General features: G+C 57.8%; 11 protein-coding genes. 7 read left to right on the top strand and 4 right to left on the bottom strand.

Annotated features, from left to right (window positions below; genetic code table 11):
- Nucleotides 1–13: 13 nt before the first annotated feature.
- A complete protein-coding gene (locus B0E33_RS28900; protein WP_077294042.1) occupies nt 14–1,672 on the bottom strand; it encodes a condensation domain-containing protein in 1,659 nt (552 codons plus the stop codon).
- 101 nt (nt 1,673–1,773) lie between these two features.
- Here B0E33_RS28900 and B0E33_RS28895 point away from each other — a divergent pair, with 101 nt between their 5' ends.
- The 5 genes from B0E33_RS28895 to B0E33_RS28875 all read left to right on the top strand — a co-directional run bounded on the left by B0E33_RS28895 (nt 1,774) and on the right by B0E33_RS28875 (nt 7,369).
- The gene (locus tag B0E33_RS28895; RefSeq protein WP_228148165.1) at nt 1,774–2,934 is read left to right on the top strand and encodes an isochorismate synthase; all 1,161 of its coding nucleotides are present in this window, start codon (nt 1,774–1,776) and stop codon (nt 2,932–2,934) included.
- A gap of 33 nt (nt 2,935–2,967) precedes the next feature.
- Nucleotides 2,968–4,602: a (2,3-dihydroxybenzoyl)adenylate synthase gene (locus tag B0E33_RS28890; protein ID WP_077294036.1), complete on the top strand. Its 1,635-nt coding sequence runs from the start codon at nt 2,968–2,970 to the stop codon at nt 4,600–4,602.
- Nucleotides 4,603–4,611: 9 nt separating this feature from the next.
- Nucleotides 4,612–5,478, top strand: a complete 867-nt coding sequence (locus tag B0E33_RS28885; RefSeq protein WP_077294033.1) for an isochorismatase — start codon at nt 4,612–4,614, stop codon at nt 5,476–5,478.
- A 19-nt stretch (nt 5,479–5,497) separates the two neighbouring features.
- Entirely contained in the window at nt 5,498–6,253 is a 756-nt protein-coding gene (gene dhbA / locus B0E33_RS28880) for a 2,3-dihydro-2,3-dihydroxybenzoate dehydrogenase (protein ID WP_077294575.1), read from the top strand.
- 72 nt (nt 6,254–6,325) lie between these two features.
- A complete protein-coding gene (locus B0E33_RS28875) occupies nt 6,326–7,369 on the top strand; it encodes a methyltransferase (protein WP_156912566.1) in 1,044 nt (347 codons plus the stop codon).
- A 143-nt stretch (nt 7,370–7,512) separates the two neighbouring features.
- Here the strand turns inward: B0E33_RS28875 and B0E33_RS28870 are convergent, their stop codons facing one another.
- Complete coding sequence (locus tag B0E33_RS28870; RefSeq protein ID WP_156912565.1) at nt 7,513–9,615, bottom strand: TonB-dependent receptor; 2,103 nt, start codon at nt 9,613–9,615, stop codon at nt 7,513–7,515.
- A gap of 372 nt (nt 9,616–9,987) precedes the next feature.
- Between B0E33_RS28870 and B0E33_RS28865 the strand changes: the two genes are divergently transcribed.
- On the top strand, nt 9,988–10,782 hold the full coding sequence (locus tag B0E33_RS28865; protein ID WP_156912564.1) for an IclR family transcriptional regulator: 795 nt from the start codon (nt 9,988–9,990) through the stop codon (nt 10,780–10,782).
- A gap of 864 nt (nt 10,783–11,646) precedes the next feature.
- Here B0E33_RS28865 and B0E33_RS31535 read toward each other — a convergent pair.
- On the bottom strand, nt 11,647–11,775 hold the full coding sequence (locus tag B0E33_RS31535; RefSeq protein ID WP_265733581.1) for a hypothetical protein: 129 nt from the start codon (nt 11,773–11,775) through the stop codon (nt 11,647–11,649).
- Nucleotides 11,776–12,775: 1,000 nt separating this feature from the next.
- Complete coding sequence (locus B0E33_RS28860; RefSeq protein ID WP_077294024.1) at nt 12,776–13,957, bottom strand: tyrosine-type recombinase/integrase; 1,182 nt, start codon at nt 13,955–13,957, stop codon at nt 12,776–12,778.
- Nucleotides 13,958–14,223: 266 nt separating this feature from the next.
- Between B0E33_RS28860 and B0E33_RS28855 the strand changes: the two genes are divergently transcribed.
- Nucleotides 14,224–15,375, top strand: coding sequence for an RHE_PE00001 family protein (locus B0E33_RS28855; RefSeq protein WP_228148161.1), 1,152 nt, complete (start codon nt 14,224–14,226; stop codon nt 15,373–15,375).
- The last annotated feature ends 41 nt before the right edge of the window (nt 15,376–15,416 follow it).

The raw sequence follows: 15,416 nt of genomic DNA, 5'->3' as shown, positions 1-15,416 counted from the left end.
GTCTCCAGCGGATCTATTCGGCAGGTTGAGCTGCAAGCGAAATCCGGCTACTTGCGCCAACCGCCTGCAGAAAAGCTCGTGCGATGCTGTCCGACGCCTTGCCGGAGCGATCGTTGATCAGAGATGCCAGGGTGGCCGTTGTGCTCGCAGGACCAATGTCCTCCGGTGCAATGGCTGCAGACGGAATGTAACGATTGAGAAAGGTGACGAAGTCCGCAAGATCGCCCTCGCCCAGTCCGAAATCCCGGATAGGGAGATGCATGTCAGCGTCACTGCCAGTCACCCTGCCCGGCGCCAGCCGGTTCAAAAGTTCCAGAAGCATGTCTTGGGTGTATGTAGCGGGCCGTCTTGCAGAACCGCACGTCATGACGTTGCAAACTGCCAGTTCGCCAAGTGACCGCGGATCGGCCGCAACTTTCCTCGCGAGCCGCTCATAGCTCTTGAACGCGGCCTCGACCCAGGCTTCGGGCAATGCATCATAGCGGATATCCCAGTTGACCAGGATACCACCGTCCAGTTCCGCAACTTGGGCATCCAGGGCAACTTGCGGCCCTTGTGACACGGCCCAGTTCATTGATCCGAAAACCTGGCGGACACGTTCGGAGAAGAGGCCTCCCCCCGGCAGACCGAGGCCGGAGGTAAACACGATGGGCGCAGACTGCAGGGACCGTTGATGGCGCGACAGATCACGCATCACGCTGACACCCGGATAGGCAGAATGGGCGAGCAGGTCCAGCATTCTGTCGGCCAGAGATTTGCAAACCTCTTCGTAGGTCTCCCCGGGCCGTAGATCGACCGCCAGAATGAGGGTGTTGGAAAAGTCTCCGACAAGCCGCTCGACACCAGCGGTGTAAGGAGCACGCCAGAACATCGGCACGTTGAGACGAAAACGGCCGCTGCCGGTGGCCCCGCCCACAACGGCGGCGAACAACCCCAGCATCAACGCCGACACCGTCACGCGCAGCCGGCGCGCGGTTTCATCCAGTGATCTGCGTTCAGCAGGCGACAGATAGGCGGCGAGCCTGCCGTTTTTGACCCGTTGGCCAGCGGCAACGACCGGCAGGTCGGGAGCCGGCGGCATGTCATCCAGACGCTCTTGCCACCAGCGCTTGTCTTCCTGCTGACGCCTGTGCAAATCCGCATCATCGGCTTTGGCGTCCAGCCAGTCGAAAAAGCTGCTTTCCCCGGGCTCCACCGGCAATGAGGGCATTTCGTAGTACCGGGCAAGGTCCTCCATGAGGAGGCAGAAACTCGGCGGATCGATCGCCGCCATATCCGTGTCGACATGCAAACGGCTTGCACCATCGGGTAGAAGGCTAAGTCCGAATGCGGACGTCTCACCGCTAACAAGGTCCAGCGATCGACTGGTCCAGCTTTCCCGCTTTTCCGCCAGTCGATGGGCGAGTGCTTGCGGCTTGAGACGGCTCAGGTCCTCAACCTCGAAAGACAGGCTTTCTTCTTTTTTTCCAATGATTTGCCGGCCATCCGCCGTGATTTGCATGCGAAGCATGGCATGCGTTTCATAGAGTTTGCGAACCGCCTCCTCCAGCCGGGTCGGATCGATGTTGTTGCCATCGAATTCCACATAAAGATGAGCTGATACATTTCCGAGGAAGCCCTTGGCCTCGCGCCCGGTCCAGTAAGCGGCCTGCATGGGTGTAAGATTTTTCATTGCGACTTTTGGTGTTGACAAAACATGAGTATCATACTCAAGTATTGAAGCAGGTCAACCATTCATATAGGAGATGCTCCATGGCAACCGGAGCGAGAGTGATGCGTCACGAAGACGTGGCCATCCAGCCTGATCCCAAGCGAAAATTTCTGTTCACTTCAGGCGGAAACGAACTGCATGCAGATGGAATTCGTGAGCGGATTGCCGTCCCGGCCCGGTCCGGAAAAACTTCGGGGGACCTGTTTCAAGCCACGGTTGGCGCAGCCCTGGAACGCGCCCGCAATGCTGGCCAGGAAAACCCGATTGTCGTTGGTGCCATTCCGTTCGATCTCGGTGAGGTGTCCTGCCTCTATGTGCCTGAACGCCATGAATGGCGCACCTGCAAGGAGCCGAACGGAGGCGCCGTCTCCAAACGCATCATGCCGGAGCTGCTCGCACAGCGGAGTTATCCGGATGAGGCCGGCTTCAAACGGGCCGTCCAACACGCCATCGTCAACTTCCAGCACAGTGATGTCCGCAAGGCCGTTCTTTCGGTCATACGGGAACTGCAATTTGCAGAGCCTGTCGATGTCGAGCGGCTCATGACAAGCCTGCGGGCTCAGAACACCGACGGCTATCAGTTCCAGGTGCCACTTCCGGATGGCAGCGAGATGATCGGCGTCAGTCCGGAATTGCTCATTCGCAAGAGCGGCCGCTCGTTCACGTCTAACCCGCTAGCGGGGTCAACCAGGCGCCTGCCCGAACTCGCCGCCGACAAGGACGCCGGCACTGAATTGCTTCGTTCCGAAAAGGATCGCTATGAGCACAGGCTGGTCGTGGAGGACATTCACCGATTGCTGCAACCCTATTGCTCACAGATCGATGTGCCGGATCAGCCGTCGCTTCTTGGCACAGCGGCTTTGTGGCATTTGTCCACCAGGATCGAGGGACAGCTGAACGACCCGTCGATGACCGTGTTGCAGCTAGCATGCCTCCTGCATCCGACGCCTGCTGTCTGCGGATATCCGACAGAGCTGGCTCACCGTCTCATCCGATTTGTCGAACCCTTCGAACGCGGGCTTTTCACCGGAATTGTCGGCTGGTGCGATGCCGAGGGCAACGGCGAATGGGCCATCACCATCCGCTGCGGCATCGTTGAGCGTGACGTAGTGCGGCTTTTCGCAGGTGCCGGCATCGTTGAGGCCTCTCAACCGGACTGCGAATGGGCCGAAGTCCAGACCAAACTGGGTACCATGCTCAAGGCTTGCGGCCTCGCCGCCTGAGCCCCTGACCTTACCAAACAATCAGGTTTTCCAATGAACGTCGAATTTCAGCGCTGGCCAGAGGAACTGGCAGCGCATTACCGCTCCTGTGCCTACTGGATCGATCAGCCATTGACCCGAATTCTGGATCAACAAAGGCAAACGCGTCCCGCCGCGCCGGCGATCGTGTGCGGCGAACGAACCCTTTCCTATGACGCACTCGACCGGCTGTCCTCCAATCTGGCTGCAAGATTGGTGGCAAAAGGGTTGGGTCCCGGTGACACCGCACTGGTGCAGCTGCCAAACCTCGCCGAGTTCTACATCGCCTTTTTTGCGTTGCTGAAGGCCGGCATTGCACCGGTCAACGCGCTTTACAGCCATCGACGTCACGAGATGACGGCCTATGCCCGGCAGATCGAACCGAAACTTTTGATCGCCAGCCGCCAACATGAGCTGTTCAGGACGGAAGACTTCATCGGCAGCCTGCAGGAAATGCAGGACGGTGCTCTCACTGTTCTTCTTATGGACGAAGCAGATCCCGCCTCCAGCCTGTCACACTGGATCGAAAGTGCTCCGGAAGGCGTTGCCCCCGATTACGGCCCGACACCCCCAGGCGAAGTCGCCTTCTTCCAACTGTCCGGCGGCAGCACGGGTACACCGAAGCTGATCCCACGCACACACAACGACTACGATTACAGCGTCAGGGCCAGCGCGGAAATTTGCGACCTGACACCCGAAACGCGGTTTCTTTGCGCGTTGCCGGCCGGGCATAACTTTCCGCTCAGTTCACCAGGCGCACTCGGAGTGTTCCATGCCGGTGGCTGCGTCGTGCTCGCCCCCAATCCGGAACCTCTTGCCTGTTTCGAGCTTATTCGCAAACACAAGGTGACCATGGCCGGTCTTGTGCCTTCCGCCGTCAATCTCTGGCTTCAGGCAGCGCCTGATCATCGCAATGCGCTGGAGAGCCTGAAACTCCTGCAGGTGGGCGGCGCACATTTTCCTGAGTCCCATGCGCGTCTGGTTCCTCAGATACTTGGCTGCAAGCTGCAACAGGTCTTCGGAATGGCGGAAGGACTGGTGAATTACACCCGTCTGGATGATCCGGATGAGCTTGTCTTCACGACCCAGGGACGCCCGATCAGCCCTGACGACGAAATCAAGATTGTCGGAGAAGACGGGCAACCTGTTCCCGACGGCGAAACGGGCAGACTTGCGACGCGTGGTCCCTACACCTTCCGCGGCTACTTTCGAAGCCCGGAACACAATGCCGACGTCTTCGATGAGGACGGGTTCTACTATTCCGGTGACCTGGTGTGCCGCACCGGTGAAGGTTATCTGCGGGTGGTTGGACGGGTAAAGGACCAGATCAACCGGGGCGGCGAGAAGATAGCCGCGGAAGAGGTGGAAAGCCTGCTTCTGCTTCATCCTGATGTGCGTGAAGCGGCCCTTGTCGCCATCCAGGATCCGGCACTCGGCGAGAAAAGCTGCGCTGTCATTGTCTCGGACAACTCCTGCATCAAGCCGCTTGCTCTTCGCAGGCACCTGATGTCGCTCGGAGTTGCCGATTACAAGCTGCCTGACCGCTTCAGTTTTGCGGACGCCATTCCCCTTACAGCCTTCGGCAAACCTGACAAGAAGAAACTGCGCATGGATCTCGCGCAGAAATTCACTCCCGCTCTGACACAGTAGAGGTTCCCAATGACCATCCCGACAATTTCCGACTACCCGATGCCGAAGGACTTTCCGGCGAACAAGACCGGCTGGAAACCGGATGCCGCTCGTGCTGTCTTCCTGATCCACGACATGCAGGATTATTTCCTGCGGTATTACAACGCCGACGGCGAACTGATGACGCGGTTGATCGCCAACCTGCAGCGTGTTCGCAACTGGGCCTACGCCAACAACGCCCCGGTCATCTACACGGCTCAGCCTCATGACCAGCCGCCGGAAGACCGAGCACTCCTGAACGACATGTGGGGTCCCGGCCTGACCGTGGCCGACCCGGCCCTGCAGCAGGTGGTCAAGGGACTGGAGCCCGGCGAAAACGACGTGGTTCTGACGAAATGGCGCTACAGTGCATTTCAACGATCCGACCTCAAGGCCCGCATGGCATCCCTTGGCCGCGATCAACTGATCGTCGGTGGCATCTACGCACACATCGGCTGCCTGATGACTGTTGCGGATGCGTTCATGAACGACATTCAGGCCTTCATGATTGGCGATGCGGTTGCCGATTTTTCCGAGGCCGAACACAAGATGGCCCTGAAATATGTCGCCACCCGCTGTGGTGCGGTCACAGATACGGCAAGCCTCACAGGTGCAGCCCAGAAGTCTGAGCCGATGCGGGACTGGCTGCACAGCCGCGTGTTGGAGCTCATCGAAGACGACGCCGATCTCGATCCGGAAGAAAACCTGATTTTCTATGGCCTCGATTCCATTCAGGTCATGAAACTTGCCAGTGAACTGAAGGAACGCGGCATTGTGGTCGGCTTTGACGAACTGGCGCGTGTCCCGACCCTGAACGGCTGGTGGGCGCTCATTGAAAGCAAGCGCCTTGCAGCCTGACACAGCAGAGCGCTCCGACATGTCAACTCGGCAGTTCGCAGGCAAGCGCGTGTTCGTAACCGGTGCCGCAAGCGGCATCGGTCGGCGCATCGCCGAAAGGTTTTGTGACGAGGGTGCCACGGTCCTTGGTCTCGACAGACAGGCCGGCGACAACACCCTGCCATTTCGCATTCTCACAGCCGACCTTGCCGATGCCCGTCAGGTTGAAAAGATCTCTAGCGGGCTCATGACGGACCGGTGGTACCCGGACATCCTGGTGAATGCCGCCGGTGTCCTGCGAACCGGGGCGGCGGAGGATCTGTCGCTAGAGGATTGGCAGGCCTGTATGAACGTCAACGTCAGCGGACCGTTCTACCTGCTACGCCAATGGATACCGGTGTTCAAGGAACGGCAAAGCGGGGCGATCGTGAACATTGCCTCCAATGCGGCGCATGTGCCTCGCACGGGCATGACTGCCTATTGCGCGTCCAAGGCGGCGATGGCGAGCCTCAGCCACTGCATCGGGCTGGAACTCGCGCCCTTCGGCATCCGTTGCAACCTTGTCTCGCCGGGTTCGACCGATACACCGATGCTGCGCGAAATGGCGGGTGGAGCATCCGGCTACAGGCAGCTGGTCGCGGGCCAACCGGATCGGTTCAAACTCGGCATTCCTCTGCAAAAGGTAGCCACGACCGACGATATTGCCGAGACCGTGCTGTTTCTTGCATCCGACAAGGCCGGGCACATAACGCTGCAGGACATCGTGGTCGATGGAGGCGCGACCCTGGGCGCCTAACAGCCAGCGCCCTCCCCTGCCCTCCATTGAGCCGGACCCTCCGGCAAATTTTCATTTACAAGGATTGCGAAATTGACAGCACCAGCTCCCACACCTTCCGAACACCCGGCCCCCGTTCCGCCCTTCAAGCTGATGGCACAGATCACGGCATATCGTACGTCTCAATGTATTCGTGCTCTTGTCGAGCTCGGGATACCCTCACTCCTGGTCGAGCGGGCGAGATCGCTGGGAGAGCTTGCGGAAATCACTGGAACAAAGCCCCGTCTCCTGGAACGAGTGCTCAGGCACCTGGTCAATGAAGAGGTGATTTCCCTGGATGCCCAGGGGCATTACCTCCCCTCCCCTGTCACCCGCCACCTCGTGCCGGGGCATCCGCAGAGCCTGCACAACTGGGTGGCCTGTGAACTCGACCCGTTGCTCTGGCGAAGCTGGGAAAACCTGCCCGAACAACTGCGAACCGGTACGACTGCCTTCGATCTGGCCCATGGCTCCGCGTTTTTCGATTGGCACGCACAGGATGAGGCAGCGCAAAAACGGTTCGACGACCAGATGAACGGGGCCTCAAAAGGCATTGGTGCTGTCGTCGTCGACAAACTGGCATTCGCACGAGGCACCAGGATCATGGATGTCGGCGGCGGCAACGGGTCGTTTCTGGCACAAATTCTGGACAGAAACGCGGAAACCACGGGAACTCTGTTCGAGCTTCCGCGCGGTGTTGAAGACCACGATCCGTTGTTCGAGCGGATGCGGTCAAACGGCCGGGCAACTACTCAAAACGGATCCTTCTTCGAGCATGTACCAGGTGGTGCCGATGTTTATCTGTTCAGCCGGGTCTTCCATGACTTTGACGACGAAGCTGCGATCACCATCCTGCAGAACACCAGCCAATCCCTGAGCGGAAAAGAGCGCCTTTACCTGATCGACATGATGACCAGCGCCGCTGCTGCCGACGCCCGCGGATCGTCCCAGGATATCTTCATGATGACGCAGCTCGGTGGCAGGGAGCGGACGGCCGAAGAATTTACCGAGCTGTTGGCGAAGGCAGGTTTTGAGACTTTTTCCATAACACCGACGGCCAGCCCCGTCAGCATTCTGGAATTCAGGCTGGCAGGTTGATGCAGCCACTCCCCTCCCCTCTCGCGCGGAAAATCGGTTCGCATCAGATAGATATTTAAACGGCTAAGTTTCTTAAGCAATCAATGTTCTGCCGGCGGCAAGGTTTCCCCAGCCGCCGGCAGAATTGTGTCGTGAAGCCTGATTTAGAACGTTGCCTTTGCACCAATGCCGAACATGCGCGGTGCCGTCATGGTGGCGAAGGAAGCGACTCCCGGCCGGTTCTCGAGATAGGTCGGAACACGCTCATCGAAGATATTGTTCACGTAGCCATAGAGCTGGAAATGATCGTGAACCTGGTAGGTCGCCCGTGCATTCGCGATTGTATAGGGATCGACCTGAAAAGCCGGCGTGTTGAGATCGTCCGAATAGTACCCGTCGAAATGCTCGACATTTGCCGAGAGGGTCAGGTTTTCCAGCACACTCCAGTCCACACCAAAGCCCAGCATATAGCCCGGAGCCTTGCCGAATTCATTGCCTTCGACCGACGGCAGCGTGTCGAATTCGGAGATCTCACTCTGAAGCACACCGGCATTGGCATTCACACGCAGATTGTCCAGGACCTGGTAGCTCATCGCCACTTCAAGACCATAGGCGTGGGCCCGTTCCGCGTTCAACGTGAGGAGCTGCGTCACGCTGCTGCCAGGCAACACCGTTTGGAAGTAACGCTGGGAGTCGTGATAGTCGGTGTAGAAAAGGTTTGCGGACACAAACAGTTTGTCGTCCAGAAGATTGGCTCGGCCGAAAATTTCGTAGTTCCAGGACGTCTCCGCCTTGAACGGCAGGGCTTGTCCATTCAGGAAGTCGAAGGCAACACCACCTGGATTGAAACCCCGATTGACAAGGCCGCCCACGGTAACGTCCGGCGTGATGTTGTAGGCGAGCGCAATCTTCGGCAGAAGCGCGTTGAAGGTCTCGTCGTAATCGAAATCCACGGGCCTGGGGGCAACCGTCGACGACAGTCCGGTACGCTTGATCCGGTCGCTCTCGAACCTCAGACCGCCTGTCAGCGTCCAAGCATCGCTGATCCGGTAATCGATCTCGGTGAATACACCCAGATTGGTCTTGGAATCCTCAAAATCCGGCGAACCGTTGAAGGGCAAGAGCAGGGTTTCGTCTGACTGTGTATGAGCTGCATAAAGGCCGGCAACACCACTGAAGGTGCTGTCTTGCGTTCCGAAGTTCACCAGGGTCTCGTTCGACCAGTTCTGCTGGTCGATGGTCGCATCGCCGTTGCCGACGGTTTCGACGCTCCGCTTCACTTCCAGATCGGTGTATTGGGTGACGTTGCTGACGACAATTCCGTTTTCGAACTCATAGGAAAGGTCTGCGATCCCGGTGTGTGAACGGGAATAGAAGCTCGGCACGTTTGCCTGGCTGTTTTCAAGCCGGTCGTAGGGCTGGACTGTCGCAGCTTCATATGTCGGCTGATTGTTCTGAGCGGTCGCATAGGTGAGCTTTGCCGTCAGACCCGGGATGGCGTCAGGCGTATAGAGCAACTTCGCCCGTCCATTAAAGGACATGATGTCGAGGTTGGTCTCGTCATCCGTGAAGCTTGAATTGATATAGTCGATGAACGTGTCACGGCCGTAGTAGTCCAGCGCGACACGGGCGGCGAGCTGGCTGCTCAGCGGTCCGCTCAGCATGCCTGACACACGGTGAGTGTTGTAGCTGCCGTATTCAGCCTGCAGCGCACCTTCCGGCGTGAACGTGGGATCCTTGGTCTTAACGATGATCGCACCGGCGATGCTGTTCGCACCTTGAGATGTTGTCTGTGGGCCCCGGAACACTTCGATCTGATCCACATCCCAGATCGATGTCGCACCGAACACAGTTTCGAAATAGGTCTGGTAGTGTCCGTCTATGTTGATGGACGCCCGAGGAACGGTACCTGAATAAAACGCGACCGCGCCAGTGTTTGGCCCTTGCGTATCCTGCCCGCGGATAATGGGCGCAACGCCAGCCGTGCCGGGATAGTAGACGTTGGGAACGTCCTGAATGGCGCTCTGGACATTTTCCTCATCCGGCCGTGTTTCCAGATCCTCCCCCGTAATGATTTCAACCGAGCTGGCCGTCTCCTGAAGGCTGCGCGAAATTTTCTCGCCGCTCACGAGGATCGTATCGAGGACAGTTACGTCTGCAGCAGTTCCGGTTCCTGCATCTTGAGCCCATGCGATGCTGGTAACCATCTGTGAAACGGTGAACACGGCGGTGCTGCCAAGCATCGTCGCAATACGAGTCGGTTTCATCTCTTGATCCTGATGACTTTGTGACTGCGCGAGCTGGAAAAGCCTTGCCCACGAGCGGTTGGGGAGAGACGACCCTGTCACCGGTTGCGGCTCATGCTTGCCCCAGCCGCCGGTGACCGGATCAACTGAATTTCACTATACAGAACTCATTACACATTTCAACATGAGTATAAAACTCATAAATAAATGTGGCGAACTGGCAACACCTTCAGTCAACAAACTGAATTTGAACGGAAAATCTGCTGCAATCACGATTGAACTTGCAACGGTTGCCAAATACCCTGTCGGTGAGATGGGAGGGGTGTGCGTTGTCGAAATATTCAGATTGGTTGCACGACGAATCCAGGCATCTGTCGATTAAGGTGCCAGGCAATGAGTGAAGACACAGATGGCGAAATGACCGGACAATCACCCAAACGCTCCGGTAACATTCAATCCGTTTCCATTGCCACGCGGTTCTTGAACATCCTGGCCAATGGGTCCGAAGCCATGGCACTTGGTGTCATCGCGAAACAGGCCGGCACCGGCAGCCCGACCGCACACCGATACCTTCAAAGCCTGGTGAAGGAGGGGCTCGTCATGCAAGACCCCCAGACCGGGCACTACGATCTTGGCCCGACTGCGCTGAGTATCGGAATTGGCGCCTTGAAACGTGTAAACCCTGTAGAGATCGCGGCAAGGCACACGAAGCAACTCGCCAGTGGCTACGCTGCAAGTGCGGGCATCGCCATCTGGACCGAGCGCGGCCCAACAGTCGTGCGCTGGTATCGCAGCGCACTTTTTTCGATCAGTTCCGTCGGGCTTGGTGACGTCCTGCCGGTCGACAATTCCGCGTGCGGTCTGGTCTTCCAGGCATTCCTTCCCGAAAGCCAGATCAACGTTGCCAGGAAATTGCAGCCCCCTCATTTCCGAGGCAAACCATCCTCGCGCAAGATCCTCGAGACCGTTCGCGCCGAGTGCTGGGCCGAACTGACCGACCACCTGCTACCAGGTATTACGGGGCAGGCCGTGCCGGTGTTTGATGCACAGCAGGAGATTGCCTGCGTCATGACGACGGTCACAAATCTCGGCCTCATGCACAAGCCCGAGGACAGAAAGGCTCTGTTTGACTGCGCCCGGCAAGCGGCCCGGGAAACTGGTGGCCTGGATGCGTTCACGGGTTTGTAACCCCCTCCCCTCTCCGGGGATTTGCAATACAGCAGGCACACAAAAAGCTTCTGGCCAGATCGGTTCCAATCAAAAAGCCGGCGATCATCTAAGAGCCCACCAGGCACTCGTTGCCCAATCGGCCAGAAAAATCTTCGTGAGTAAGGTCAGGCCCCGACATCTGACGAGCCGCCCTCATGGACGTCCGCCCATTTTTTTTGCCGCGTATTTTAGCCACGTATCGCAGGACTGTTCGCCTGGAATACCTGCATTACAAACCACGATCATGGCCGAACAATCGACGAAATTGGCGTCAGGCTCTTTGTGCCTCTACGAACGCTCAGCACGGCACCGGTCAAATATAGCAATTGCTATAATTTCTAGCGGAGCGACTTTTAACACTGAAGGATCATACCCCACACCCGGAAAAATCAGCTGATATAGCAATTGCTATATTCACAACGCTTTGCCCATGGCAGCGTCTGAAACGTTTGCGAACGTTACGAGGCGTCGGCGACTGTGAACCTGAAACTACCGAAAATTCTGAACAGGCACCACATTGCCGTTGGCCATCAAAATCCCCCCCAGGCCTTGGACCTTCCGAAGAAAGTCCTTTCACAGAGATGCCGCTCGGTTTCCGGCGAGAATTCTCAGAACCAGAACATCGCGCCACCCAATTCAAGAAAAAAGAGATCAAAAACCACCTCAAGCTGTACAAGGCATCGGACGAAAAGTTGGCCCGTGGCATAACGAGCACCGGAAGGCATGGACTGTCTCGATATTCCTTTTTTGAAGCGCGTCAGGACAGAAACAGAGCGGGCAGGGAGGTGACACCGAACGATGAAAGTAACGCGACCTCTAGCTAGAGACACAAGCCTCCGCTTCTCACAATGCATCCAGCCGAAACACCCGGAACATCTGCTCATCCAGCACCAACCCGTCTACCGCTCCATCCACCAATGTGTGCTCCGAAACACCTTCCGCAAACCACGTGTCAATAAAGAGCTCAATCATTCGGCAGTTTCAATTCAAGGCTGAACGACGAACCGACTGTATGACAACAACCGGACTCCGGATCAGAGATCATTAGTCCAACGAAAACAACGCGGCGCTTGAAGAAAACTTCTTCAAGCTAAGAAGCTCATCTCATCGGGGGAGGGCGCTATACCCACAGAACGAACCCTTCTGCGCTAAAGGCCGTTTCACACAACTAGCAAATCCCAAAAAAGCAATCAGTTAGCCGAGCCTGTCCGAGAGCTCTCCGGCATCGCACTACTAAGTTTTTTCAGACCGGGAACCAATGAACCGGCAACACAAGCATGGACCAAGCCGACGGCTCCCTTGTTGGCCCAATATAGCTCAACCTGTGTTAGTGAAACCCACTGTGGCTATGCGACCAAACTTTAGTTTCCTGTTTGCTTCCCCAATCAGCCTTCCCCGATCCGAACGAAATCTTGAAGAGAATGGACCGAATGAAGAGGGGAGTAAGTTGCCACGTTTTTAGGAGCTGCCAGATACATGTCCTGCAAACGCCAGCTACTGAAATTGTGCAACCGGCCTGACAGGAACAGGACGACCTGTTTTCTGAAAGATGAATACAGACTTGATGGCTTCGACCTGACCGCCGGCCCTGCGAACAGAATTCAAACGACAACCAAGAGAGGCATTACGTGCAATGGCACACACCAATCATTACGCTCAATGATCATGCCTCGCTGAACAACATTGGAAAATTGCGCGCCAGTCCGGTGCAATGCAAAACGCCAGCCCTAGGAACGACCTCGCAGCAAACAGAGCCTGCCGAAGTCTGCACAACACGAAATGGATGCACCTTGGCCATGACAACAACCTCTCGTCGCTTGTATGCCGCAAGGGAATATGAGAGTTTATTAACTGTTTTTTAAGGAGTTCAACGCGACTGATGGATCAGCTAATGATTGAGGAGAAATGATCCGGACGGGCCACTTTCAAGACCTGCCCGGATCTCCCTCATGAGCTTCTCTCGCGTTGAACATCACCCCAACAATCTGGCCGACCGCCGTCTGCTGCGCCCGGCATCGCTGTAATAGCTGGACGCCTGGGCGAGGGACCTGTGCCGGGACTGCAGCATGGCATCCTGGATCGGAATGTCCCTGTTGGCCGCTTCCGTCAGAAAGCCTGAGCGCAAGCCATGCGCGGAAAAGTCCTGCGGGTCCAGACCGGCAAGCGCACAGCGTTTCTTGACGATAGCATTCACCGATTGTGGGGTGAGGGCGCGGGTTTTCAGGTTGCCCCACTGATCGATCGCACGGAAGACGGCACCTTCCTGAATCTGGGCGGCTTCCAGCCAGGTCTTCAGCGCATCGACACTGCGTCCGATCAAAAGAACCGAATTGTCGTCCGAAAATCCTTCCGTCTTGGTGCGCCCCAGTCGCAGGCTGGCGGCAGGCAGGAGGTCGCTCCCCGGGTCACTCGGATCCAGAGGCAAGAAGTCCTCCCAGGTGATCTGACCAAACCGCATTCCGGATAACTCTGAGCGCCGACGGCCACCGGAGGCAAACCCGACCAGCAGCAAGGCCCTGTCTCGAATGTCCATCAGGCTTGGTGCGGCGTAGTCCGTGCCGTTACATGTCGCGAGCAGAAGCTCCAGACAATCGGCCGTGATGGCCTTGCGACTTTTCCGCGCCCGCGGCCGGTCGGCGACACGAACAGCCAGACGCATGGCGGAGCGCACTTCCGCCGCGGAGAAGTCTCCCGTCAGACCCCGCCAGCGATGCAAGGTCGACCAGGAAGCCAACCGCCGCTGCACAGTCGCCGGCGCATGCGAGGGTCGAAGGGTTTCTGACTTTTTTTGAGTTCTAAGGAGCTTCTGCGCCTCCAGAGCCCGCGCCACGTGGTCAGGCATCCCGTGACTGGGATCAGACATCTTCTTGTCCGGATCCCACAGGTGATGGGCGATGAACTTGAGAATGAGTGGCGCCGGTGCCGGCCAGGGCAGGAGGCTTCCGGTTGCCGCCAGGCACCAGCCTTCCAGATAGGAAAAGTCGGAAGTCAGAGCCCGCAGCGAATTCTCGCCCATACCTTCCCTGGCAAGGTGGCGCAGGGTGTCGATGTCCTCATCGGTCAGAAGCCGGGCCAGCTGCTCTGCCCGGTCTGACCCGGCAAGGGCTGGCAGAATGGCGGACAACGTGTCGAGGGTTTCTACCTTGTCGCGCATTGCCTGATCCACAGACTCGTTCCGTGCAGCCTCGTTTCGTGCGGGCTGCGACGAGAGACGGGGCGCGGGGAGGGGGCTTTCGGGCATGGCTGACAGGCTTTTGCGGGTCGGGACAGGGGCCAATGTCTAGCATGAGGTCGCTGAAAAGTCTAACCATCGATAAGCTTTAATTATCATTGCTTATGATCCTTAGTTGACTGATATCCATGTGATGATACTTTTTTGCTTGTTGATTATCGTTAATGAAATATTATCAGCCGATGTCAATGAGTTACGATCTTCGCAAGTCCCTGAAATCACTGGATTGGCTGGATCTGGCCGACCCGCTCGATCGCGCCACCCGGTCCCTGACCCGAGCTGACGAGAGATTGCGCCGGACACCTGCGCTGGAAGACGGTGTGCGCAGCCGGTCCCACCTGTTTGAGACATGTGCCTCCATGGCCCTCGATGGAGACCTCGTTCATCTGGAGGACCTTGTTCTGCACGACGCCGGCACCGACAGACGCGCGCCCACCCACGAATTGACCCGGGCCGCCAGGTTCCTGGCGCTCCGCAGACGGGTCGACCGGCAAACCCCGGACAGTGTCTTGAGCCGGGACGGTCTTCTGACACTTGTAGGCCGGCCGACAGATGACGCCGAGTTCGAGACAACGACGAGCCGAAGCTCGGGGGAGGGGAGGGGACCTGCCGCTTCAACCTCGGCCCAACAGGACACTGCCGACACCGAAAAAAATCTCTTTGCCGAGATCGACGCCGTTCTGGAACGCTCCAGACATCTGGCGCAGGGAAACGTCCCGGAACGACCTGTCTCGTCCCGCCAATCCGGAGATATACCTTCCGTACACTTCTCTCGGTTTTCGGAACGGGGTGACCGTCTGGACGACTGGCTCACTGTCAAAAAGGAAGCTGAAGCCCTGAAATTGCCGCCCGTTCTGGCGGCGGCAATTTTGCTTGATGCATGGCAGGTGCTGCAGCCGCTGGACGGATGGCCAGAACTTGGCCGCCTGCTGTCGGCGGTCTTCCTGAAAGCGCAGGTGACCACGTCTCATTTGCCGAGCCTGTCAGCGGGATTGCGAAAGTCGCCCTTTCGCTGGCGCCGCAAGGACACGTTCCAGGTGCGTATCGCCGGCTTCCTGTCCGGTTTTGAAAAAGCCGCCCAGGAAACCATGGATCAGCTGGACCGGCTATCAATTGCCCAGGAGCAATTGGCTCGCCATTGCCAGTCTTGCCGAAGCCACTCCAGGCTGCCGGAGTTTGCCCGGATGTTCCTGTCCCGGCCCCTGGTGACCATACCCATGGCCCGTCAGGACCTGGGTGTCACCGCCGCCGCCGTCGACCGCATGATCCGCCAACTCGGCCCCGCGCTCCCCCGTGAGCTTACAGGCCGAGACAGATACAGGGCCTGGGGTATCCTGTGACGTCTGATTGAGTGATCTGCCCGAGGAAGATCCCATGGAAC

The organism is Roseibium algicola, assembly GCF_001999245.1.
In the GTDB taxonomy this organism is placed as follows: domain Bacteria; phylum Pseudomonadota; class Alphaproteobacteria; order Rhizobiales; family Stappiaceae; genus Roseibium; species Roseibium algicola.
The sequence above is the reverse complement of the archived record's forward strand: the minus strand, read 5'-3'. Positions and strand labels throughout refer to the sequence as shown.

What these genes read in the sequence shown, in the direction of transcription:
- B0E33_RS28900 (WP_077294042.1), bottom strand. Translation starts at nt 1,672, where the DNA reads ATGAAAAATCTTACACCCATGCAGGCCGCTTACTGGACCGGGCGCGAG.
- B0E33_RS28895 (WP_228148165.1), top strand. Translation starts at nt 1,774, where the DNA reads ATGCGTCACGAAGACGTGGCCATCCAGCCTGATCCCAAGCGAAAATTT.
- B0E33_RS28890 (WP_077294036.1), top strand. Translation starts at nt 2,968, where the DNA reads ATGAACGTCGAATTTCAGCGCTGGCCAGAGGAACTGGCAGCGCATTAC.
- B0E33_RS28885 (WP_077294033.1), top strand. Translation starts at nt 4,612, where the DNA reads ATGACCATCCCGACAATTTCCGACTACCCGATGCCGAAGGACTTTCCG.
- dhbA (WP_077294575.1), top strand. Translation starts at nt 5,498, where the DNA reads ATGTCAACTCGGCAGTTCGCAGGCAAGCGCGTGTTCGTAACCGGTGCC.
- B0E33_RS28870 (WP_156912565.1), bottom strand. Translation starts at nt 9,615, where the DNA reads ATGAAACCGACTCGTATTGCGACGATGCTTGGCAGCACCGCCGTGTTC.
- B0E33_RS28865 (WP_156912564.1), top strand. Translation starts at nt 9,988, where the DNA reads ATGAGTGAAGACACAGATGGCGAAATGACCGGACAATCACCCAAACGC.
- B0E33_RS31535 (WP_265733581.1), bottom strand. Translation starts at nt 11,775, where the DNA reads ATGATTGAGCTCTTTATTGACACGTGGTTTGCGGAAGGTGTTTCGGAG.
- B0E33_RS28860 (WP_077294024.1), bottom strand. Translation starts at nt 13,957, where the DNA reads ATGCGCGACAAGGTAGAAACCCTCGACACGTTGTCCGCCATTCTGCCA.
- B0E33_RS28855 (WP_228148161.1), top strand. Translation starts at nt 14,224, where the DNA reads ATGAGTTACGATCTTCGCAAGTCCCTGAAATCACTGGATTGGCTGGAT.